Annotated in this window: 13 protein-coding genes; 5 read left to right on the forward strand and 8 right to left on the reverse strand. The window is 41.8% G+C overall.

Going from position 1 to position 23,082, the window contains the following annotated elements; all coding sequences use genetic code 11:
- Positions 1-68: 68 nt before the first annotated feature.
- The 5 genes from CAL6303_RS28205 to CAL6303_RS28225 all read left to right on the forward strand — a co-directional run bounded on the left by CAL6303_RS28205 (position 69) and on the right by CAL6303_RS28225 (position 6,943).
- Positions 69-1,097 (forward strand): DALR anticodon-binding domain-containing protein, encoded by a 1,029-nt coding sequence (locus CAL6303_RS28205; protein ID WP_041741286.1) that lies wholly within the window; start codon positions 69-71, stop codon positions 1,095-1,097.
- A 223-nt stretch (positions 1,098-1,320) separates the two neighbouring features.
- A complete protein-coding gene (locus CAL6303_RS28210) occupies positions 1,321-2,076 on the forward strand; it encodes a ParA family protein (RefSeq protein WP_041741288.1) in 756 nt (251 codons plus the stop codon).
- On the forward strand, positions 2,073-3,365 hold the full coding sequence (locus CAL6303_RS31665) for a ParB/RepB/Spo0J family partition protein (RefSeq protein WP_015201142.1): 1,293 nt from the start codon (positions 2,073-2,075) through the stop codon (positions 3,363-3,365). Before CAL6303_RS28210 ends, CAL6303_RS31665 begins: the two co-directional genes overlap by 4 nt.
- Before the next feature lie 194 nt (positions 3,366-3,559).
- Positions 3,560-3,799, forward strand: coding sequence for a hypothetical protein (locus CAL6303_RS28220; RefSeq protein ID WP_015201143.1), 240 nt, complete (start codon positions 3,560-3,562; stop codon positions 3,797-3,799).
- A 153-nt stretch (positions 3,800-3,952) separates the two neighbouring features.
- Entirely contained in the window at positions 3,953-6,943 is a 2,991-nt protein-coding gene (locus tag CAL6303_RS28225) for a DEAD/DEAH box helicase (protein WP_015201144.1), read from the forward strand.
- A gap of 605 nt (positions 6,944-7,548) precedes the next feature.
- Here the strand turns inward: CAL6303_RS28225 and CAL6303_RS28230 are convergent.
- The 8 genes from CAL6303_RS28230 to CAL6303_RS28265 form a co-directional block, all read right to left on the reverse strand.
- Complete coding sequence (locus tag CAL6303_RS28230) at positions 7,549-7,992, reverse strand: type II toxin-antitoxin system VapC family toxin (protein WP_015201145.1); 444 nt, start codon at positions 7,990-7,992, stop codon at positions 7,549-7,551.
- Between the two features lie 2 nt (positions 7,993-7,994).
- Positions 7,995-8,318 carry a hypothetical protein gene (locus CAL6303_RS28235; RefSeq protein ID WP_041741308.1) on the reverse strand — a complete coding sequence of 108 codons (324 nt, stop codon included), beginning with the start codon at positions 8,316-8,318 and terminating at the stop codon, positions 7,995-7,997.
- A gap of 309 nt (positions 8,319-8,627) precedes the next feature.
- Entirely contained in the window at positions 8,628-9,026 is a 399-nt protein-coding gene (locus CAL6303_RS28240; protein ID WP_015201147.1) for a hypothetical protein, read from the reverse strand.
- A 13-nt stretch (positions 9,027-9,039) separates the two neighbouring features.
- Positions 9,040-11,322, reverse strand: a complete 2,283-nt coding sequence (locus CAL6303_RS28245; protein WP_015201148.1) for a HEAT repeat domain-containing protein — start codon at positions 11,320-11,322, stop codon at positions 9,040-9,042.
- A 350-nt stretch (positions 11,323-11,672) separates the two neighbouring features.
- A complete protein-coding gene (mobV, locus tag CAL6303_RS28250) occupies positions 11,673-13,592 on the reverse strand; it encodes a MobV family relaxase (RefSeq protein WP_015201149.1) in 1,920 nt (639 codons plus the stop codon).
- Positions 13,593-14,215: 623 nt separating this feature from the next.
- Complete coding sequence (locus CAL6303_RS28255) at positions 14,216-19,897, reverse strand: DEAD/DEAH box helicase (protein WP_015201150.1); 5,682 nt, start codon at positions 19,895-19,897, stop codon at positions 14,216-14,218.
- A complete protein-coding gene (locus tag CAL6303_RS28260) occupies positions 19,890-21,239 on the reverse strand; it encodes a hypothetical protein (protein WP_015201151.1) in 1,350 nt (449 codons plus the stop codon). The genes CAL6303_RS28255 and CAL6303_RS28260 overlap by 8 nt, the downstream gene beginning before the upstream one ends.
- An 18-nt stretch (positions 21,240-21,257) precedes the next feature.
- Entirely contained in the window at positions 21,258-22,955 is a 1,698-nt protein-coding gene (locus tag CAL6303_RS28265) for a hypothetical protein (RefSeq protein ID WP_015201152.1), read from the reverse strand.
- Positions 22,956-23,082: the final 127 nt, after the last annotated feature.

A 23,082-nucleotide genomic window follows, 5' to 3' on the forward strand; every position in this document is an offset into this window, starting at 1 on the left:
GCCACTTCTTTATCCTGATGGTAGTAGTGCGATCACATCAATAACTCTCATTAACACAGCATTTCAACATGATAGAATCACATCAAACTCACCTCGATTCCCCTAAAATCCCCGCAGATCAACTAAACTCATCAGCCGAAGTGCGGTTTATCTACACCGATACCCTCAAAAACCTCTTCCAAAAAAACAACCACATTCTCATCGCCCCTTCTCAACAAACCCCTAACCCGGAAACTTTCCTTAATACCCTTAAAGCCCACCCCAAAATCTACCAAGCCTCCATGTCGCGCCAAATAGCTGCCGACTTACCCGCCAATATCGAACTCAAAGACGAACCCAAAGACTGGTTTATCAAAACTGCCGACTTTGGCGACGACTACGACAGAGTTCTGCAACACCGCGATGGCGAATATACCCAACTCCTGGAAGACATCGCCCGTTACCATGAAATATTCCAACAAGGCTATGATAAAATCATCCTCTTACGTCCCCCTACTTACACTGGCTACGACATCCAACTAACAGCCGCAATGCAATGTTTAGGCTACACCAAAGAGCAATTTCAATTTATCATCGTCCAGCCCATTAAACTTTATGCTTTCCACAAAGCTAACCAGAAAATACATCCTATTCCCGATCTAGCCACAGAGGAACTAATTTCAGCTATTGGGATGGATGCGCTACGCTGGTATAGCCTCTGCACTCCCCTGACTAGTATCGCCCCTATTAACATCAGCACAGCAGGACAAGCAAACGATAGCCTCCATCGCGTTCAATCTGCCCATTACCGTTGTTGTCAACTGCTACAACAAGCCAAGCAAGAAACAGGAACGGAGGTTCGTCCACCTTTACCAATAGCTGAAAAATTAGATAGCTTGCTCCAAGTCGTTCCCAAAATCCTGGAACAAAGTGCCGATGAAATTGCCCCTCATTTACTTACTCAGCATTTAGAAGCTATTAGTGAAACCTGCCATCAATGGCTAGATTCTCTAAGCCTAACACCACCAGATTCCACTCTGTTATTAACTACCAAGCAAACAATTTTTGATTTGCTAGTTAACATCTTAGATATTACCGCTCCAGAACCAAGTAATTGAGGATATGCTTTTCATCTGTGGTATATCAATACAGGGGTTTAGCATAGCTAAACCCCTGTATTTTTGGCTCAGAATGTTTAAGTGATTGTTTTTCTCCACAATGTGCTAACCTATATCGTCATCAGAATTTTAAATCAAACAATAGCCCCATCCCCAAAATAAACAGCACTAATTTACCCATCTCCAGTTATCTTTAATGGTAACTGGGCAGGCAAACAAACTTATGAGCCGAATTATCGCAGTCTTCAACCAGGCGGGAGGTGTTGCCAAAACCACCATTACCCAGAACCTGGGCTACCAGCTAACACAACTGGGTCATCGCGTTCTGCTCATCGACATCGACCCCCAAGCCAGCTTAACTATATTTATGGGCTTGGTTCCGAGAGAATTAGAGCAAACCGTCCACAATGCCATTGTGGAAGAACAACCCCTGCCAATTCATGAGGGAATTCACGGTATGGATTTAGCCCCAGCCAATATTTCCCTCAGCACGGCAGAAATGCAATTGGTAAGTGCTTCCATGCGGGATTTCCGTCTCAAAGAAGCCATCGAACCAATTGAATCAGATTACGATTTTATCTTGATAGATTGCCCTCCCAGCTTAGGGTTGCTTTCTTACATCTCCCTTGTAGCTGCCACCCACGTTCTCGTGCCATTGGAAACCCATTTCAAAGCCTTTGAGGGCACAGGGGAACTATTAAAAACCGTGGCTACAGTCCGCAACAAACCCAACCGCAAACTGCAAATAGCCGGGTTTGTGCCGACAAAATACGATGCCCGCAACTCCCAGGACACTCGCACCCTCGCAGCCATCACCGAACAACTAGCCAGCGCCGGAACAGTCTTTCCCCCGATTCCCCGCTCCACAGCTTTTGTTGATGCTTCGGAAGAGCGAATGCCCCTAGCGGTGTACGAACCCAAGCATCCATCCGTTGAAATCCTCAAAAAAATAGCCGTTAGCATAGAATCCTTAACATGAGACGCACAAAAGCCAGTCAACCCCTCAAAAGCAAAATTCAAGTTCCTTGGGACACCACAGGCATCAAAAATGCCGATTCTTCCCAGACCATCCCATTAGACCAGATTCATCTGCCACCAACCCAACCTCGTCGTTATTTCGACTCAGAGGCATTAAAGCAGCTAACCGAATCCATCAGACAGCATGGTATCCTCCAACCCCTATTGGTACGCCTCATAGGTGGGGAAAAACACGAATTAGTTGCAGGAGAACGTCGCTATCGTGCCGCCAAGGAAATTGGATTAAAAGAAGTCCCCGTCGTCATCAGAGAATTAGACGACAACGCCGCTTTTCAACTGGCACTGATAGAGAACTTATTGCGAGAAGACCTTAACCCAGTCGATGAAACGGAAGGTATCCTGCAACTACTAGCTCTCAAACTCAATCGCAGCATTAACGAAATCCCGCCATTACTGCGCCGCTTGCAACACGACCGCAAAGCAGCAAGCAAGTCTTCCAATAACGTTATTGGAAAACAGAAATTACCTTCTGAAGACTCTTCCAATAATGTTATTGGAAAGAATAAGGAAGGGGAATTAGACGCGGACAATAATGTTATTGAAAAGGTTAGTGATGGAGAAAAGGAAGCTTCCAATAACGTTATTGGAAAAAACGAAACCGATAACTTTGAGGCTGATAATGGCATTATTTCCGAAGATGAAACCGATAAATTGGATGCCGACAATAACGTTATTGGAAAACAGAAAATAGAAGGAGAAGATTCTGATAATAATGTTATTGCCAAAGAGAGAGATGGGAAATTCAAGGCTTCCAATAACGTTATTGGAAAAGTTGGAAACGTTACGCAGCCAGACTCAAAGCCAGAAAATCCAGAACTAAAAATAGTTGAAGAAGTGTTTGAAGGCTTGGGCTTAATGACCTGGGAATCCTTTGCTAATAACCGCTTGCCCTTGTTAAACCTCCCTGAAGACATCCTTGAGGCACTACGAAAAGGTTCTATTGAATATACCAAGGCTAGAGCGATCGCCACTATTCAAGATACTTCGGAGCGCGTTGCCTTTTTAGAACAAGCCATTAACCAAAACTGGTCTTTAAGCGAAATCAAGCAATATATCAGCGATAATAAAACCCCAAATTCCACCCAAAAAACAGAGTCGAACGACTACAAAGAGCGTTTTACTGTGGCGACTACCAAGCTGAGAAAATCACCGATTTGGTCAGACCCCAAGAAACGCAAACAGGTAGAAAAATTGCTTATCCAATTGGAGGCTCTGACAAACGAAGGGTAAGCGGGACTATAAGCAGATACAGTTTTATTGTCTTATTACTAGAACAAAGAAGCTTTAACTCTGGGTGTCCTGGTCGTTTATTTTTATGTGAAGCTTGGGAATTACTCTTCGTTATCTATGTCAAAGCTTCATAATAAATAGAGGAACGTATTTGATTTTCTTCTCCCTCTCCATAAAAAAACAGGAGTAACAGGATGAATGTTCACAAAGTAGAAGCTGTTTTAGCTGAAGATGGAACTTTAATACTGCGGGACTTACCTTTTCATGCAGGGGATACTGTGGAGGTGATTATTCTCGAAGGAAAAGTTCCACAGCAGACTGTTGCATCACCTAATCAACCAGAAACAGACCTTTATCCCCTGCGTGGTAAAGTAGTTCGTTATGAAGACCCCACTTCCCCAGTCGCTTTGGAAGATTGGGAAGTTTTGCAATGATTGTACTTGACAGCAACATTATTGACAACTATATATAAATGTTAAAAATTTCGTAGAAAACTGTTTATTACTCTGGGATATTGCCGACAAACGAGAAAAAAGATTAAGTTAGGGGAGAGTGCCAGTTAGTACAGTAGTTCCCCTTTTAATCCCATGCTAGAGTTGGAAAAATTTACCCAGATAATACAAGCCTGGTTAGCGTATATCAGGTTAGAAGAACTGACTCAAGCCGAGGTTGAGCGGGGGTCGGATGTTTACCCAAAAGTTGTAGACAAGGGAGTGCAGCTTGTTGGGAACAAGCTAATGTTGGATGGCGAAGTATTTAAACAATTCCAGCAACAGCAACAAGCAGCAGCCAAGAGAGGAAAACCCAATGATTTTCAAATGGCGATCGCATTCCCGCAAATTTATCTAATTCAGGGAAAGGGGAAGGAACAAAAGCTGAAATATCTACCTCTCTTCACGGTTGATATTTCGCCAATTTTCAAAGGCAATTATCGGAAAACTGGCTGGGACTTGACCGAATATGAGTTTCAGCCAGTTGTCGTTAATTTGATGCGGCTGTATGGGCTAGAGGAAGAGCAAGCCGAATCATTGATAGTCGCGTCGGGAATATTGAAATTTTTAGAAGACACTTTTAAAGGACGATTTGCAACCCTGCGGGATTTTATTGACTTGGTAGACTTACCAGACGGGAGATATAAAACTTTTCGCCAACCTTATTTACTGCGCTGCGACTTTACTCCCTATAATGCCCTGCTCAAACTCGACCTGCAAGGAATCCAACAGCAAATTCAAGAAACACCCCATCCTTGCAACTGGCTAACAGAGACTCACCCCGCAATGCAATACCTTTTTGGAAAACCGCGTAGTTTACCACCGCAGGTATCGCCCCAACACGAAATAATGTTTTTGGGAGCTTTTCCTTCCCATACTCCCGATGAATATCAAGCATCTGTCCTCAAACACACACAAGAGAATTTACTGACAGCCGTTTGTGGACCACCGGGAACTGGAAAAACAGAAGTGTTTCTGCACCTGGTAGCACAGCAAGTAGTTAATCGGGCATTACGACTTGTTCGCGGGGAGGAAGATGGGAATAATTTAATCCTCTTTGCTAGCACCAACAATAGTGCTATTCAAAAATTCCTTTCTCGACTGACAGATAAATTTTCTACTGAATCTCCGCACGAAATTCCCATCAAACTTTCTACAGAGCTTTCTACGGAACTTCCAACTGAATTTTCTACCGAACAGTTTTATCTTCCTGGTGGAAACCAAAGCATTATCCGTCGAGAAACCCTACCAAAACTGCAATCAAGGCAAGACTGGCTGCGAAATACCGAATTTAACCCAGATTCTTGGGAACAAGCCAAACTCAAATTTATAAGGGCAGAAAACGAAATTCAACAATTAATAGAGCAAAACCGATTTAATAAAAGCCAAAAAGCTGTCGATGCAGAAAAGCGATCGCAACTCGATATAGAAATCCAATCCCTCAATAACGATATTGCGGCAAATAATTCCGAGTTACAAGCGCTAACAGAGGAGCGATCGCGTTTGGGAGATTACGCAAACTTTCCCATATCCGCTTACCAGCAAATAAAAGAGGGATTATCCCAAGCAGAACGGGAACTACCAAAAGAATCCGACTCCATCGCCAAACGTGCCTATAACTTGATTAATTTTACAACCGACAAGCTAGTTTTCAAGCGTCTAGCAAATCGGACAAATGCTGCTGTTTTAAACACCTTGGCTTCCTCTCATCCCTTTCAAATTCCCCTTGACCGCTTGAGCTTAACCACAGTCCAGATGGAGGTTCAGCAAAAACTGGATTGCTTACAACAATGGCAAAATTTAAATCAGGAAGTCACTAATATTCAAACCAAACTAACAGCATTAAACAAGCAATTAGAATTAAAACTTTTCAGTTATCAACAAATCCAAAAACAAATTCAAAATCAACTTGACAATTACCCCCAAGATCATTGGTACAGTAGTTTTTACCGCGACCACCACCCATTGCAACTATCACTATTCCAACATGCCTGGGCATTTCTTCATCAAGAAGTTCTTCGACGCAAAGATAGCGTTATTCGAGCATTAGAAACCTATGGCAGCATCTTGACGGGGGACGGGGATGCATTGCTCAAACTGGAAACTGACGCGGATGCCATCTACCGCGACTTAAGCTTAATTTTCCCCGTCATTAGCTCCAGTCTGCAATCAATACGTAACATGCTGCCAATCCTCCAACCCAATAGCGTCAAGCTAGCACTGGTGGATGAAGCAGGTACAACACTCGTACATCAATTATTTCCCTTGCTAGTGCGATCGCAACGGGCAGTAGTGGCTGGCGACCCCCAACAAATTGAGCCAATTGTCAACCTTTGCGACGATACCATCAAACAATATTTCAAAACCGCCTTTCTGGATATGGGCATGGCAAACGAAGACTACTATCGTTATGCCCCCACTGCGAAATACACAGCCACCGCTTACCATCGCGCTGCTGGTGCTAGTGGCACAGAATCAGACTTAGGCAACGGCATTATCCTCAGAAATCACTACCGTTGTACCCCACCCATTATCCAGTTTTGCAGTCCCAACTATCCCGGTGGTTTGCAAATCCTTTCCAATTACGATGAAACTACAACAGTTAAACACCTGCTGGCTTACCACGTTGAGGGAAGCCACTTAAACCACACCAATCCCGAAGAAATCGATGCCGTAGAAACTGCGATCGCATCTTTACTTCAACAGGGCTATGACCTTGGCGCTACCGATAAATCGAAGACAATTGGAGTGATGTCCCCATTTTCGCAGCAAGCCAATGCCCTGAGATATCGACTCACGAATCGTTGGCGAAACTTTTCTTGGGATGATATTGGCACAGTTCACACCTTCCAGGGGGGAGAAAAAGCAGTCATTATTTTATCTGCTTACCAGTGCCATAAAGAGCATAGTTTCTGGTTCCTTAACCGCAAGCCTAATCTGCTAAATACCGCCGTTAGTAGGGCAAGGGAATTGTTTGTTTTAGTAGGTAATCTCAGGGAACTAGAATTAGCAGGTGGTGAAACCAAGCGGTTAGTCGAACATATTCGGCAACATGGGGAAATGCAAAGTGCTTCGCGAACGACTTAAGTTTGTAGGACTTACGCACTGTACAAACGAATCATCCTGTGTATCAACGTAAATACTTCGTTCCAGGCTTTTAAAAATCACCTTTTGTTGTGAGCGATCGCTTAGTGGGCAACAGAAAAACAAGCTTTAAGCGCTGAAAGCCATACCTCCTATTTTGATTTTTCTGTCAATGCGTAAGTCCTAGTTTGAATGAATTTGTTTCAATATTTGCGATCGCCTATGACGAAATGAAGCTCATCCCCTACGATGTGCATTTGCATTATCTATCGTGAGGCTTTACTTTCTATGGTGGTTGCTGTTGCTTATGCTACTACCTACGGCTGGACAAAGCCTACCGACAATATAATATTAGCCCTACAGTCAACCTAGCAACTGGGAAAAATCGGGCGGCAAAGCGGAGGGATTGGCGCTGCCATGATTAAATATTTTGCCTTATGAAGAATCTTTGGGGCAGTGCCAATCCCCGCCCGATTTAGCGAAGCGTTTTCCAGTTGCGGAAAACTCGTGTATGTCAACAGTAGAAACCAAAATAGTGAGGCTTGAAAATCTCCTATTATTCCCTTTATACAAATTACCCGTAAGTATCGCTTAGTATTGGGAAGCTTTTAAAGCCAAGATTCTAACAGCAAGGCTTGTACCATCTGTATTCTCTGAAAATCGCTATCACCTGAAACAACAGTGAGATTATAGTACAGAGCAGTCGATGCTATCCACAAATCGTTATCGCTAAAACCTAAATCTTGAACTGTAAAATTTCTGCGCTTTGCTTTATCTTTGGGACCGAAATGTTCGATAATTTCCCCTTTGAGGCTACCGTAAACATCGGCAACCCCTCCATTAATGGGATAAAGGTCTATGGTTTGTAGAAAAGCTCTGACAAAGCGAAGATTTGCCTCTTGTTGAGAGGACTTTTGCACCATGTAAAGGAGTTCGCCTTGCACAATAACACTAGTTGCAACCCCGATGCCGATGTGTTCTTGTAACCGACGAACGACGTTTGTTTCTCCAAAAATAATGCGGCTACAATGATTGGTGTCTATGAGATACATTGCTAAAATTCTGCCTGAGAACGGGTTTCGTAAACAAGCTGCAAGCACTCTTCAAAGTCATTCCCTTGCCAAGTTCCCGCAAATTTTAACAAATCTTCTGCTTTTGAACCTCTAAGAATTGGTGTTGCTTCCTTTATTTCAGTTTTACTTTCTGGTGTTAGAGAGTGACTATCCCCATCAGCAATATCATCTTTTGTTGAAGAATCGCGGGGTGCTTCCTCAGACCTTGTTTTTGTCTTGAGAAAACGTAAAAAGTCTAGCGTTTCAGCTAGGACAATATCTGGAGAGGATTCAATTTCTTGGAGAAGTTGTTTTTTTATATCCATGCCAATTGATGCCGTTATTCGAGTTAGGCTAATAGTAGTCTCATCCATCTTAAATATACTTGAGTTTTATGGACTTTGCTCAGTCAGCAAAACCCGACCGTAGCGATATTACGGTAACATTTTAGAACATTTTTCTCCCCAAGTTATTGATAGGTTCCTCTGGGCGCGTTAAGTACAAATTGACACCGAATAATATACCTCACACTTACTAGAGTCTCGCCTATACAACGCTCTAATCAGTAAATATTTAAAGTCCTTTTCATTACTGGGTATTTTCTTGGGTCAAAATTCAAGAACGCTACCTCAGTCTTAAGAGTTGTTGTGAGGGTTATTTTTCTCTGCTGTTTCCAACCACTTTTTACCCATCTCAATGGGGATGCCTAGTGGTGGACAAAGCATTTTAATTAGTTCGATTCCACCTACTAAAATCGTATCTCTAATGCGCGAATTTGTTTTGACTTCTTCGTTAAATTTATTGACTAGTAGTAATTGCTTTTCGTATTCAGTGGTAGTTGGATTGGTTTGGGCAAGTTGATTCAATAAATCTTGAATTTCTTTTGCTGCGTCTGCAAGGCTTTGTTTTTGTTCTGGTGCGTAATTGTGTTGAATTCCAATTGCGTGACCTTGTATTGTAACAGGCGCTGCGTTAACGCTGCCAACAGGTGCATTAAAATTAAGAGTATTTGGGTTGTTTGAAGTTTCTGACATGCTTTAATTCCTTTTATTGAGTTTGTTCATTATTTTGAATTCCAACTTGATTCCCTTGATTATTTACAACCCCAGTGTTTACATTGCCAACAGGTGCATTAAAAATGTGAGTGATTGATTGAGAGCTTTGTAAATCTGTTTGACTGGACTCCTCAATTCGTGGGGAATGGAAAATTTCATAGTTATAAAATTTACAGCGTTCTTGAATTAAGTTTAGAGCCTCGGCGACTCGCCAAATAACACTATATTGTGGGTCATTGAAAGTATTTTGTAATGGTGAAATAGCCTTTTCATTCCCTACTATTCCTAATGCTTCAACTACTGACTCGCGAATATACCAATCTTCATCTTTTAGTGCTTCTATTAAAATGGGGACTACTGCATCACTTTCAATTTTTAATAGCGCATTAACTGCTCCGTTTCTAACAGCAATATTTTCACCATTTATCAAAGCCTCACGGAGCGTAGGTATTGCTTTTTCACTACCAATCTCTCCTAAAGCTCTTATAATAGCTATACAAACTATAAAAGGAAATTCAAACAACTGTTCAGCCTTATATGCTTGGCTTAATTCATCAATAGCTGACTCACTACCGATTTCACCCAGTGTTCTAGCAGCATCAAACCGAATATACCAGTCTTCATTTTTTAAATCTTGAAGTATTGGAACTAATAATTCTTCGTCATGAGTTCTTTTATATTCGTAAACAATGTTTCCAGGCTTATAATTTTCTTTATTTACGATTTGATTAGATTGACGAAAATCAATTACTGGTATACCATCATCTCCCAAATAAAAACTGGCTCCTGCATAACCACGAATTTCTAATTGATGTCCCTCGTATTCTTGTCTTTCATTGCGGATACCTTGAAGCGATATACTCGATAACCAATCTTTGCATCCTTGAAGATTTTTCAGTTGTTTAATAAAACTTGTTGTCTTCTCTTTAAAGTTACTATTCACCTCTTCGGCTAATCTCGCTACCAACTTCAAATCTACATCCAACGCCAATTGTAATACTCTTCGCGCTTGTGTTTCATCATCCAGTAAAGCTAATGTTAACGCAAGAGGTTCTGTCCATTTGAGAAGATTCAAATAATCCCGTTTTAATTTTTCATTGCTCAATTTTGGCAAAAGTCTTAGTAAATATTCCGCCGCATAATATTCTTGAAATAGTTGATGATGGAACTGTATTTGTTCTCCATCAACCGTTTGAATTAAATAATGTTTTAATAAATCTTGCAGCCAATCTTTGGCTTTTTCCCCAGGAGAGTTTATCCTATTTTTCAGCGACTCTTCCAAAATATCTTCTGCTTGCATTCGAGAAATGACTAACCGTAAGTCTGTTATTTTTTCTCCTTGCATCATAGCGAACGCTAGATGTTGCAATAACTCTGGCTTCCATTGACGCAGTTTGTCTGTAACCGCAACTTGCCCTTTTAATTTATCAAATTCTTTATCAAAATACCGAAATAAACCACCCCGACTGTTGGGAATTTGCTTTTCTTTATCAAAAACATCGCAAAGCATCTTTAAAATAAGCGGTGTTTCTCCTAATTCTCGCAGTTTATCACCCAACTGCTGTAACATCTTCTCCCCTTGTTTGGGTAAATATGCTCTGACAAACTGGCACATTTGTTTTTCTGTTAGGGGTTGCATAGACAACTGCTTTTTAATCCCTAAATCGCCCCCAATTGCCAAATTCCTTGTAGTAAATATCATCGGAGTTTGGGGAAAATCTGAGCGAAATTCTGCTACCATTCGCCGCGACTCATCAGATGGTAGCTCGTTTAAACCATCAAGTAGCAATAACAACTTGCCATCAAATAAGAGGTCTTCAATTTCGCGTTCGTCTAATCGCAGTCTATTTTGCCGAAAAACCTTTTGGATGAGTTTTATAACTGAAGCTGTTTCTGGTAGCCAAGAACGTAATTCGACCAATACGGGAATAATACCAGCGGACCATCCTTCCTCGCTCGCACAATTCTTGCTCGCCTCCTCCCACAACAGACGTTGCAGTGCCGTTGATTTCCCCGAACCAGGCTTACCTACCAATAATATATGCTCACTCGCATATTTACGGATAGCTTCTAGCACTGGTAAGCGTTCGTTTTTCTCTTGTTTGTTCCCAGATGGCGTTTGTTCATCTTGTTTAGACGGTATTAATTGTGCCATCAATGGCATATTAACTTCTGCTTTGCCTAGCGTATCTGTCAGCGTGTACAAATTCGACCAGCGTTCATATGTCTGGAGGATACTTTCAAGATACGTTTTGTAATCAGGAGTTACAGCCATGCGCTTCTGTGAGAACTTGGTAGAAGTTATTGGTAGAAGTTACTATTTCTTATTTTACGTATTTATATTGATGACATCAGGAGAAAATTAATTACACTGTACTTACTTGATTTGTCATTTTGGAAAAACAATATTGCCTCTGTATTTTTTCGTTCGTATAAATATCTTGGAAGCGTTCTCGATCTAGTGTGACTGTGTTCATAGTTCATATTTCTCCCAAGAACTCCGTAATAATTTGGGCTACCCGTTCTCTTATAGTAGCGTTGAGGATTTCCATAGCCGAATGTCGCCGGGTTTCAGGGTACTTTTACCCCACCCGATTTAACGTAGGGGTTCAAGCAAACAATTGATTAACGCTCCAATCCCCGACTTTTTTTCTTTTCCCCCTCCGCAGCCCTTACCAAATTCTGTCGCTGATACTCCAGCAATTCCGTATTCCAATCAGCCGCTTTTGATTGCTTGATAACCGTTTGCGGTAATAATTCCTTAATAGCCTTCGCCCTATTACGTCCCCCATCATCGTTATCGCAGGCAACAGTAATAGCAGGAATATCCTTGAGAAAATCCAACGGCAAACTCTTGAGACTATCCACCGCCAAAAACATCATCCGCGTTTGAGGCACACCCGAACTTACCGCCAAAGATAAGGCACAACAGGAAATAGCATCGATGGGGGATTTACAAATAATAACCTTTTCAACCTCATCCGTTGCTTTCCCCCCAAAGTGGAAATAAAACCATCCCTCGGTTCGCTTCGTACCCGACACATATCCCATAAAGGAATTATCTTCTCCCCGCGTCCCTCGTAAAAATGCTCCGGTGGTAGTTTCGTAATCTCCCGATGTCGCACCCATAGAAAGCGATGATTCTGCACCTGTATTAGCAGTTCGCTTCGCACCGTCATTATTAAACGTAGATGTAGCACAATAGGGAAGCTCGCGCATAGTAAAAACAGCGTTTTGTTGCTCGTCGGCATAAAGCCATCCCTTGGAATGAAGACCATCGACAAAATTCTCCGGTAATCCCCTTGCCTTAATCAAATAATTCTTAACATGCAGCCACTTCGGGCTATCTTCCAAGGGAGGTACAAATTGCGGTACGGGTTCGGTAGCCACAATTTTAGACGCTTGCTCTTCCACCTTTGCCCTGGAAGCACGCAACATTCCCTCGGAACCAAAGCGATCGCACAACCAAGCCAAGGACGAACGAAAATTACACCCCGCAACATGCATTACCAAATCAATCGCCCCACCACCACCTTTTTCTGCTGTAAAGTCGTACCATTTAGAACCATTAATATTGATAACTTGTCCCAACCCCTTCCAACGGTTGTCTCCTTTATCTGCCTTATCTAACCCCAAATGCCAAGCCACATCTTCTAGGGGCAAATCCCTCAATTGGTCAGCTTGCTGTTTCCAGTAAAAGTTCTCAGACTCCAATTCCTCAACATGGTTTTCTAACTGTTGTCGTAATTTTTCAGATGCGATCGCGCTCCTTGATGCTCGTTTTTCTAACCCAATCATCCTGCTTCTATCTGCCAGTTGGTGATTGATGGTTTGAATTGCCGGGTCTTTTTTGATGCGTTCAAATAGTTGCTGTGCCGTCTCCCCCTGTTTTGGAGCCAAGCGCTCTAACTCCAACGTCAAAGGCTCCTTATTTACTGCCTCATAATATTCCTTCACTTTGGTATGCGTGGCTTGTGAACCCTTTACCCCACGTTCGATACCCAAAGGAGCGAGTGCCTTAGCATAAGAATCTTGAAACTTAGATAATTTAATACTGGCTTGTCGTCCATCTCCCCCAAACATCGCTTTGTGGCTCAATTGTTTGGTTTTGTCGTTGAGGGGAACTATATAAGCGTGGATGTGGGGAGTAGATTCATCCAAATGTAATTCAGCGCGAACGCATTTATCACCAAAATTATCTTGCAACCATTTTTTAGAAGCATTCGCAAAATTCCACATTAATGAATCATTCCATTCCCCAGCATGAGATGGGTTATGGGGACGAAAATATTCTGGGGATGCGCTCAAAAATATTTCGCTGCACAGCACCGCATCTTTACGCGGCTTATGTTTAGTATTGTCAGCAATTTTGGCTAAAACAATTTTTTCTAATTCGGGGTCATCGTTATCGCCAATCAGCCGAATATTTTCTTTATAAGGGTCAGCATTTGGTGTATCTTGGAGACGGGCAGTATGTTTTTCGCTGCCGCCCACACTACCCAAACTTTTTAATTTCCCAACGCGCATAATTGCTTTTGCGGTCATTGAAAAACCCCCCACCAATAAATTAGGAATATGCCCCGCAGGGCGAACTTACTTCCATGTCTAGAGCGATAGCGATAGATGCCGCAGGCACCCCGCAGGGGCATGGAAGTGAAGTGAGTTCACTTCGATTATAACGAAGCTGCCCGAAATTGCTTTTGCGGTAGGCGGAGCGCGTGGTCTTACGTGTTCTTAGGGGAAATATTTTGGGGTATGGAAGGAGTATTGCAATCCAAATACGATCAATTAATTTGGCTTTATCGTGACATTTATTTTAATTTGTTTAAACCTGATAAACTTCCCGAATTCAATTATTTTTTTTAAAGTCTATCAACTCTAAATAACGTTAAGGGATAAGAGTCTTCTAAAAAAAAATAAATAATCCAAATTTTAAACTAGACGTATTTCTTTTATTCCCCCTGAACCTTCATAATTGATTATCTTTTTTGTGGAGTTCTCTAATAACTTTTTAATCAAAAGGGTTGTTACTTTTCTCGGAAGATTTTAGTTTTTACATAATGATTGAGTCTCTATTAATCGCTTATTATACAGCTTCATTTGTAAGCGTGGAGCCAAAACTAAAACAATAAAACTTCTTCGTTAGAATATACTGAAATGAGTTGGTATTAAACATATTCTCCTGGTCGTCGGAGAAGCATAAATGGGTTTGCATCCAAAACGGTGTATCCTGGATGCTGTATTTGTGCATCTGAAACAGCTGCAATCCACCCCGGATGGTCATTTTGCCATAGGGGATGGCGTAAAATTAAAATTGCTTGACGTTTTGGATTTTGATGCACGTAACCTGTAAGTGTTTTAAATGGCGTTGGGGAACCGTAACCTAAACGTTGGAGTGTTTTCGGAACTGCACCTTGCACTAAACTCAACCAAGGATTGGAAAAATGGGCACCCCAGGGAGAACTCAAGTCAACCATAGATGTTGTATTAGATACCAAGCGTGCCATATCGAGGGCAAGTCGCCAATCCAGCAAACCGTGGTATGCAAGGTTTTGATAATCGCGCAGACACAAATTGCAGGAAGTATCGCAATTACCAGCATGTCCCTTGGGATTTAGCCAAACGCTGGCAATACTATTGGAAATATTCGGATCTGCCTGTGCTATGAGTTGCTGAAATATATGGGGTTGGGCGAGATAATTGCAGTATCCCGCACCATTTTCTAATTGGTCGCAGAGGAATGCTTGACCAATGTTTATGCCATTTTGCTCCAACGAACGAAAACCTGCTTGTAACTCCAAAGCATCAACATCTAGGAACGAAGCAGCAGCAACACGCAACCAAAATGCAAACGAATACCAAGCTGCACGACCGACGACGGTGGTAGGGTTGGCAAATATACCAGCAGGCCAGTGTTCGAGATTCACCAGTAAGATATCGGTTCTGCGGCGAGATAATAATGCAATTCGGTGCTTGTTTCCGGAAGTAGTTATGTTATTGCTATTTTCTGGAGAAACCGCATAGGCTCCAGGTTTAGACTGTCCAAAAACACTTGCCTGCTGAAAGTCAAAGCCCCCTTTACCACCGTTATCGTTAATAGAGATAATATCGTCGTTAAATACGTATACTGAAGCATTAAGTATGTTTTGAGGTACACCAACGTTAGCATCAACACTTAACGATGGTCGTGTCGAGCGTGGTTGCCATTCAAACCTTCCATCGAAATCTTGCGGTTGCAAGTCTGTAAAAAATCCCTTCGGCTCCCGTGCATCAAGGCAACGTAGTTCTTGTGTATGACATACAGGGCATAATTCTTTTTGTTCTTGGCAGCCAGTTATGCGTTGATTTGGTTGATATGGGTATATGATTGCTTGACAGTTTCCGCAAATGGCAAGTGCATGGTTATCACCAGGAAGTGCGGGTACAAATCCTGACTGTGAGACTACCTGACCACCTTGGGGGTGTAACTCAACTACCCCTATTGCTGTATGAACTGCTTTATCTTTGACTGTTTGCGAATTAGGTGCAAATTGACCGATGGCTACATCAAGGTTGCGATCTACAACTCCAGTTTCTGGGGGCCATTGTTTGCCTTGGAACGGCCACCGGGTATAAAGTAAACGTACTCGCGTTGGGAAGCCAAACATCGGTAATAAACCGGCATTTGCTAACCGTTCGCTGAGTTTATCTTGGGTGTATGTAGGATCATTTACAACATTTTGTATATCTGATATTAGTTGATGGCGTAGGTAATGCAACATAGTCGCATTGGTAGTTTTGGGCAATTGTGTTTGTTGCTGCAAGATGTTTAAAATTGATAAAATCTCCTGCTGATTTCCTTGATTATTCAACCAAGCTGTGATTTCTGCCTTGTAATGCGTCCAATCAGCAACACTGCCAAATTCACCATGTACATTATCAGTCCCCTTATTGTTAAAATTAACACCGTTTGCTAGCAAATTTTGCTTTGCTGTTGGGAATGCCTGCCTTAATATTTCTTTAATTAAAACCCGTTTGAAAATGGGTTCACTTGTCATATCAACGTAGGGCGGTGGTGGTGGGTCGCCAGTTATACTTTCCGTGCGTTGAAAATAGAAATCGTCATGACTGCGACCGCGACAGAAGGTTACAGCCAAGGAAACACCTGCTCCCCGGCGACCAGCACGTCCTACTCTTTGTTGATAGTTAAAGCGACGTGGTGGCATATTTGCCATCATCACCGCCAGTAGCGAGCCAATATCAACCCCTGCTTCCATGGTTGTGGTGACGCTGAGTAAGTCGATTCCTTGAACACGGGGGTTCTCCTTCTCTATGAAAATATCTTGAAACCAGCGCTGACGCTTCATTCGTTCGGCTTTGTCAGTTTGTCCCGTTAATTCCTCGGCGTTCATCCGAAACGGCGAACCTGATTCTTCGGAAAGATAAGTATAGTAATCGAAATCACTAGTTGGTTGTCCTGGAACAAGTTGAATTGAAGGAATTTTGGGGTTATCAAAACGGCGATCGCTATTACATTCGGGGCAGATACCTGCTGCGGGCTGGAGAAAGAAGGCATTACACTGGGGACATCGGTATCCCGAACGCGAACCATTAATTGAGTTTGGTGGTGGAACGAGGTAAAGATTGTCTGGGTCGAGGACAAATCCCTTAGCGCTGGGTATAGCTACTTTTGACTGGATTAACTGTTGCTCTACTTCTTTTATTGCTAAACCAGTCCGAGTAATATAACGTTGTAAATAAGCCTGCAAAGTATCAGTACCAGGGGGCAAATAGCGGGAATAACGATGTAGTTTACGAATACCAAGTTGTCGGATAATTGCTTCAGATGCTTCTATAAGCTTTTGTGACGGGGTACCTTGTGGTTGATAACTTACCCATCCTTTTCCAAGTCCTTCAAGCGTCCGTGCAATATGTTGAAACAATGCATACATCAACTCATCCGTTAGCATATCTTCCAACCGAGAAATATGGTTGGTCTGTTGGGTTGTAGCGTTAACAATTTGGGTGACTAAACTACCTGTCCAGTCATAGCATTTATACCAAGGTTGCCATTGTTGACTTTTGCTTTGTCCAATACTGTAGTTTAAAGCTCGAAAATCACTACCACCAGGACAAATTCCGTATAAAAGTAAGGCATCACGAATTGTTCGCCGCAGATTTAATAGAGGAATACGTTCGGGATACCGTTGAATTAAATCAAGCCATTGGTTGCGGACTTGTTGATTACTTGCAGGTAAATCCATTACCCAGAAAAGCGCTTCGTTAACCAATGTCGGATTTTCATTAACAAATTGGTCGCGTCGTATTTGGTTTAAATTTTGTTCTTGTGGTGTTTGTAGTGCAGCGACAACTGCATGAAGTTTTGGATTTTCTCTTTGCAATTTTAGTAAACTACCTGTGTTACTAGCACAAGTAAGTCTTAAGAAGGCTTCTAGATTTTCCCAATACCCTTGAAACGATTCAATCAGCAAACGCCGCACCATGTCACGGTAATGGTCACGTTCCATCCCTGCTGCCAATTTCGCAGCATCCTGCCGACTATCGGAAAATATGACTAGTTTGCGTGACGATCGACTTGTTGGTGTAGCAGGTGCAGGCATTTCTCTAAGTAACCCACTCGCCAGCACTTGGCAGGCTTTTTGAAAACCCGTGCGGTGAATACGCAGCGGCGTAGGGAACTGGTCGCGTTTGCTGTAGTCAGAATCACATCGGGGACATTTTGTCGGTAAAGCACGTTGTTCATCTGCGCTGCTACCTTCAACTTTGTACACCCATCCTGGTACTTCATCTGCGTTTGGTGGAGCCACACCTTCTAAAAGTAAGCCTGTTGCCTTGTTTAATTTTGCTTGCACCCACTTACGTTTTATCCCATCAAGTGTCCACTCTAAGTCTTGTGGTTTGGTATTCCAAGCTGGTGTGTCGTGGGGTAATGCCCAAAATAAACGGTAGTTTCCGTAACGTTGATTGAGAACTATCAGGTCGGGAATACCTTCAAGTTCGGGTTGATCTGGTGTCAAAATTTCTACACTTTTCGTGCCAAGTTTACGGGTTGTTTTGTAGCCTCCAAGAAAAACTTCACCGCATACCTCGCACACCACTAAATCAAGGACGCGGGAACCACAGGAGCAGGTTAAGCTATGGGTAGCGTGGATAGCACCAATGGTTGGACGGTTTGTGTTCTGCCTTGCGGTTTGGTTAACTGAGTGGTCGGTACAGTCAGGATTGCTACACGCCCACAAGCTTTGCAAGTTATGGAAGAATAAATGTCCCCTTACTGGTAGCGGAGAACGTCCATTTTTCTGCTTAGACATTCCCAATGCTAAAAGTACCCCCCGCATGGCATCAGATACAAAGCTGCTACCTTTAGCACCGGGGAATAACTGATGATCTAAAGCTTGGACATTTGTTGCACGCACGCTACCATTAACCACTTGACATGCATCCCGTAATGCGTCATCGGCACCAATTTGGGCTAAGGCTTCACCGAGTTGTTCTTCCTCTGAAATTCCTGTTACTGGAGTGATTAACTGCTTTGCCAAATTAGACATTGCACTTTTAGATAAGTTAATATCCGGAGGAGCCATTGGTTTAAATAGATCTGCTTGCACAGAATTCGCAAACTGGGCGAATGCCTTTTGATGGGAGATAAGTTGAGATTTTGCTCCAGGAGTAGGTGGTATTTGCTGTCCGGTGATAAACGTAAAATTATTACGCCCAAAAAACTCCTGCAAAAAGTCCATTCCCTGGCGATTTTGTTCGAGACTCGCAGTTGTTGTTAATATCCGCAGTTGAGATGAGTTAGGCGTTAGTCCCAAACGGGAATATAGCAAGCGTAAAATATAGGCTATCTCTGTCCCTGGTGTACCGCGATAGCTGTGAAGTTCGTCGATAATTAGGAAAAACTGGTTTTCAGAGTCACTTGCAAGCCAATCCTGCGTTGCAGCGAAAATATTATCCTCGATATTCCGCATCATCATGATGTTTAGCATCGAGTAGTTAGTAATTAATATATCCGGTGGACATTCTTGCATGTCCCAACGCGATCGCATTTCACCACCATCGACGCGCGGGAAGTAATAATTTAATTCAGGGTCGTTTAATTTTTGAATTTCTGTCCATTGTTTTTCCCGTTCTATCAATTCCTGTCGTAATCGTTGAACGCTATCTTGCTTTTCTTCCCCGGAAACTGCTGTTTGTCCTGTGTAACGTCCAAATGTAATTCGATTACCACCCCGTGAAGTATCCAACCATTGATGAACTTGCGGTGTATCGAGTCCTTTACGCAGCCGTCGTAATTGGTCTTCAACTAAGGCATTGAGCGGGTATAGAATTAACGCCCGCACGGCTTTTGGTCGAGGCGTGTGTGCCCACTGCGATACTCGGTTGCCATTACCATTCCACCAGTGTTGTTGGGCTGGTGTTTGCGGACAAGTAGCCCACTTGGAGGATTCTTTGGCTAACTGTGCCAATAGCGGTAATAAAAAACACTCCGTTTTACCCGAACCTGTGCCCGTGGTAACAACAATATCCTTTTGGTTTACTAGTAGCTCATGTAAACTTTCCCATTGGTGTTGGTAAAGCGGGATACCTGGGTCAAAAATCATTTGTCCCAAATTTGCCAAATCACCATATTCAGGAGGTAACTTAGTCACAGCAGTAGGTAAATCCATCCCTGATGAGGGATAGGTGGGAACTGGCTCCACTAAGGGTGGCTGACTCAAAATACCTGGTTGTTCGAGAATGCGATCGCGTTCATCAGCTAACGTACGATAACGTAGCGGAAATGCACTTTTTATATATTGCTGATAAATACGCTTAAGTCTTTGATATGCCCCAACCAAGTCATGCATAAGTAAATTCCCTGGCACAGATTAGATTTAATTTAGCACTAAGCAAAACTAGCATCTCTAGTTCGATATTGGTGTATACTAACCATGAATCTACATAAGTAGGGAGTTTACCAGATGCCAGAACTAATGCACGTTCATAGATTTCTGGGAATCGTTGTGATGCAAGTATTGCCAATTGTTTGTTGCTTAAATCGTAATTAAATATACATTTATGTTCCATTTGCTGCAATGCGAGGAACCGCAACCCATACCAGTCACCTTGCAGCCAGAGGTTACTTTCTCGATCGTGGAACAAAGTGCGAAGTGGTTTATCAGCGCGGATATTCAAGTTATACATCCGATACATTCCCGACTCGCTAGGGAAATCACAAGCAACAAAATCGTTATTATCGAATCTTTCCCACTCATAACAAGTTGTGACAATACCCTGTAAATCCCTAAGATTCTGCTTCCATGTATTAATATTGGGTAATATATTGACTAATTTTTTTGATACTTCACCAACATTTATGAGAGAAAACTCAGTACCGATAGTTTTGAGTAAAGCGCAGATATTAACCGATTGATCAACTTGAATATAAATACAAGGAGGAGCATCTCCTCGTGGTTGGTTAATAGATTTTAAATTTGTATATTTTTGCAGATATTTGATTAAATTGATACTTCTTTGCCCGCAAATAATAAACTCTTGTAAATCTGAATTGATAGAAATTTGAACCATTGCTGTCGGTGCGATTGACCATCGCTTTCCATCTGCTGAAACTTCAAGATGCCCCAGTAATTTCAGACGACGTAAAACTCTTTTCGATTCTTTAATTTCTAGTTGATTGCAAGTTTTATCAAATAATTCCCAAGTCCCAGAACGAATTGCTGACAACCAGTAAATTAGGTGTTCATGTCGATGGGAAGAAATATCAATATTTTGAGGAGACGAGTTTGTTTGTTGTGAAACTGTAAAATTAAATGGATGTTCAATAATAATTTTGGGCAGGGGCTGATAGGGAATGGGGTTAGTATAGTCATGAACATCATGAGAGATACCAACCATCGACTTTATTTCTTCATATTTAAAGCTATTTAGACCTTTTACTGCTTCCGTTTGAAAAAATGGTAATTTTAATAACTTTGAATCCATAACTTTCTGAGGTATTTGCCCTGCTTGGGGGCTTTCAATAGCCAGAAAAAAATAAAAATCACCTCTTGGTTTCACACCCTTTTCCAAGCGCAAAAGAGGTATATATTGGCTAAGATTTTCTTCATGAATTTTTTGAGTAATCAACTTTATCAGTTCTTGAGGATTTTTCCGATATTTATACCCTCGATACCAGCGAACTTGCACCATGATACATTTTGCCTAAATTTAGATAGATTTTGAAAATGGATTAATTATGCTCCCACATATATTATTCCCAGAATCTATAGGCGTAATTTCACAACATTGAGGTTTTTCTAGAGTCAGACTGATCCAATCAACTATTTTGATAAACCTTTGAGTTGACTCACTCCCACATGTTGCAGTGACAAGATAATCTCCCGGATTAGGAAATTTTATTTGAATTGGATTATTTATACTTTGCGATTTATCTAGTATGAGGAAATCATCTCTTAAGCTAGTTACTTGTAATTGAACTGTAGGATAAAAGCCAAAAACTGTAATTTGAGGAGCATGATCTTGTAGCCATGCGTTTTGTTGGGCAACCCGCAACCCACCAGAAAAACTTATAGATAAAGAAATGCTTGGTTGTAATGCGTCCTTGAGTGCTTGATTTTGAATAAAGACTCCATCCCATGCTTGCGAGAGAATCATACATTGATGAAGTTCTACCCAGTTGGAATTTTCAAATGGTTCAACTTTTTCATTCCAGTCAATTAATTTCTCATCTTGCAGGCGTTGAATATCTACTAAAAGTTCTTTTTTACATAGTAGGATAAACTGAGTACCAAGTGATGGTTGTCCCCAAGTAGCATAGGTTCCAGCATCTGGATTATCAGGGTCGGGGATTAATATCCAAAAATCCCGTGCAGGTAAAATCAACGATTTAATTTCCTTTGGCTGAACAATTGGATATTCCTTCCCATTTTTTAAATCACTCGCACCTAGTTGAAAGTCTAAAGGTAAATACCATCCCGGACGATCATTACTTAAATAATGACTTTTATCCCCATCTTGTAATTCTAATGTTGCCCATTCTTGTCCCCGCACTTGTTTTGGATAGAGATAGTAACTGACCGAACCCCAAAAAGCGTCTTCATCACGATATAGTCCCGCAAAAATATGACCATTCCAACTAGATATTCTGTCGTTTAATACATTTGGTCTTCCCTGGGCTTGCCATTGTTGATAAACTTCATGAATTATGTCAGCGATCGCTCCATAGCGTTCTTTATAATTAGTGAGTAATTCTTTGAGATGCTTCGGTAATCGCTCTGCTTCACGTCTAACTTGGGAGAATAAATCCATCGCATCCCACTGTGTTTGCCATTGCTTTTCGTTAAACAGCACTAACAGCCTATCTTTATCTGTACGACGTAATAGGGATTGGGTAATTGGGTAATTAATATAAGTCATTGACCCACCATTTCCTTGTTGTGCTGAAGGTATAAATCCATTTTCCATCAGCCAACGATTCCATTCTTTCCACAAAGGTTCTTCAGCTTCAGAACCGGAATTCATCCCTGCTGGACGACCCCAACCTTTTAAATTCAGCATTTCTCGCAATCGCTTGAAGTAATTACGCTCTGAAGTTTCTTCTTCCTCTGCCATTTGATTGGCAGCTAAAACCATTACTGCTAAAAATGCAATTCCTTTGGGTAATCCATTTACATTATGGCCTCGTAATCTATTGAGGTTTACTTGCTCATTAATCACAACCTCTGTTTTTACAGCTTGCAGAAAGTTATTTGCCCAACTACCCAAGATATTTTCTTGCTTGAAGAATCTGCAACCAATATTTTCGAGTGTTTCCTTGTCCACGCTAAGATAGACTCTTACACCACATGGGAAACCACTGGTAAAGTAAGATATTAGCGCTTTGTTCCAATCGCCGTAGCTTGCCATTTTTGTATCTTGGATAGTGTGCTTAATCTCTGTATGAACTTAGCTTGCCCAAGAAAATGGATATATTAATCACAACTATCGCAATGAAATGGTTGACGCATGATTTCGCCATCTATAGTTGCTATAA

Source organism: Calothrix sp. PCC 6303 (genome assembly GCF_000317435.1).
In the GTDB taxonomy this organism is placed as follows: domain Bacteria; phylum Cyanobacteriota; class Cyanobacteriia; order Cyanobacteriales; family Nostocaceae; genus PCC-6303.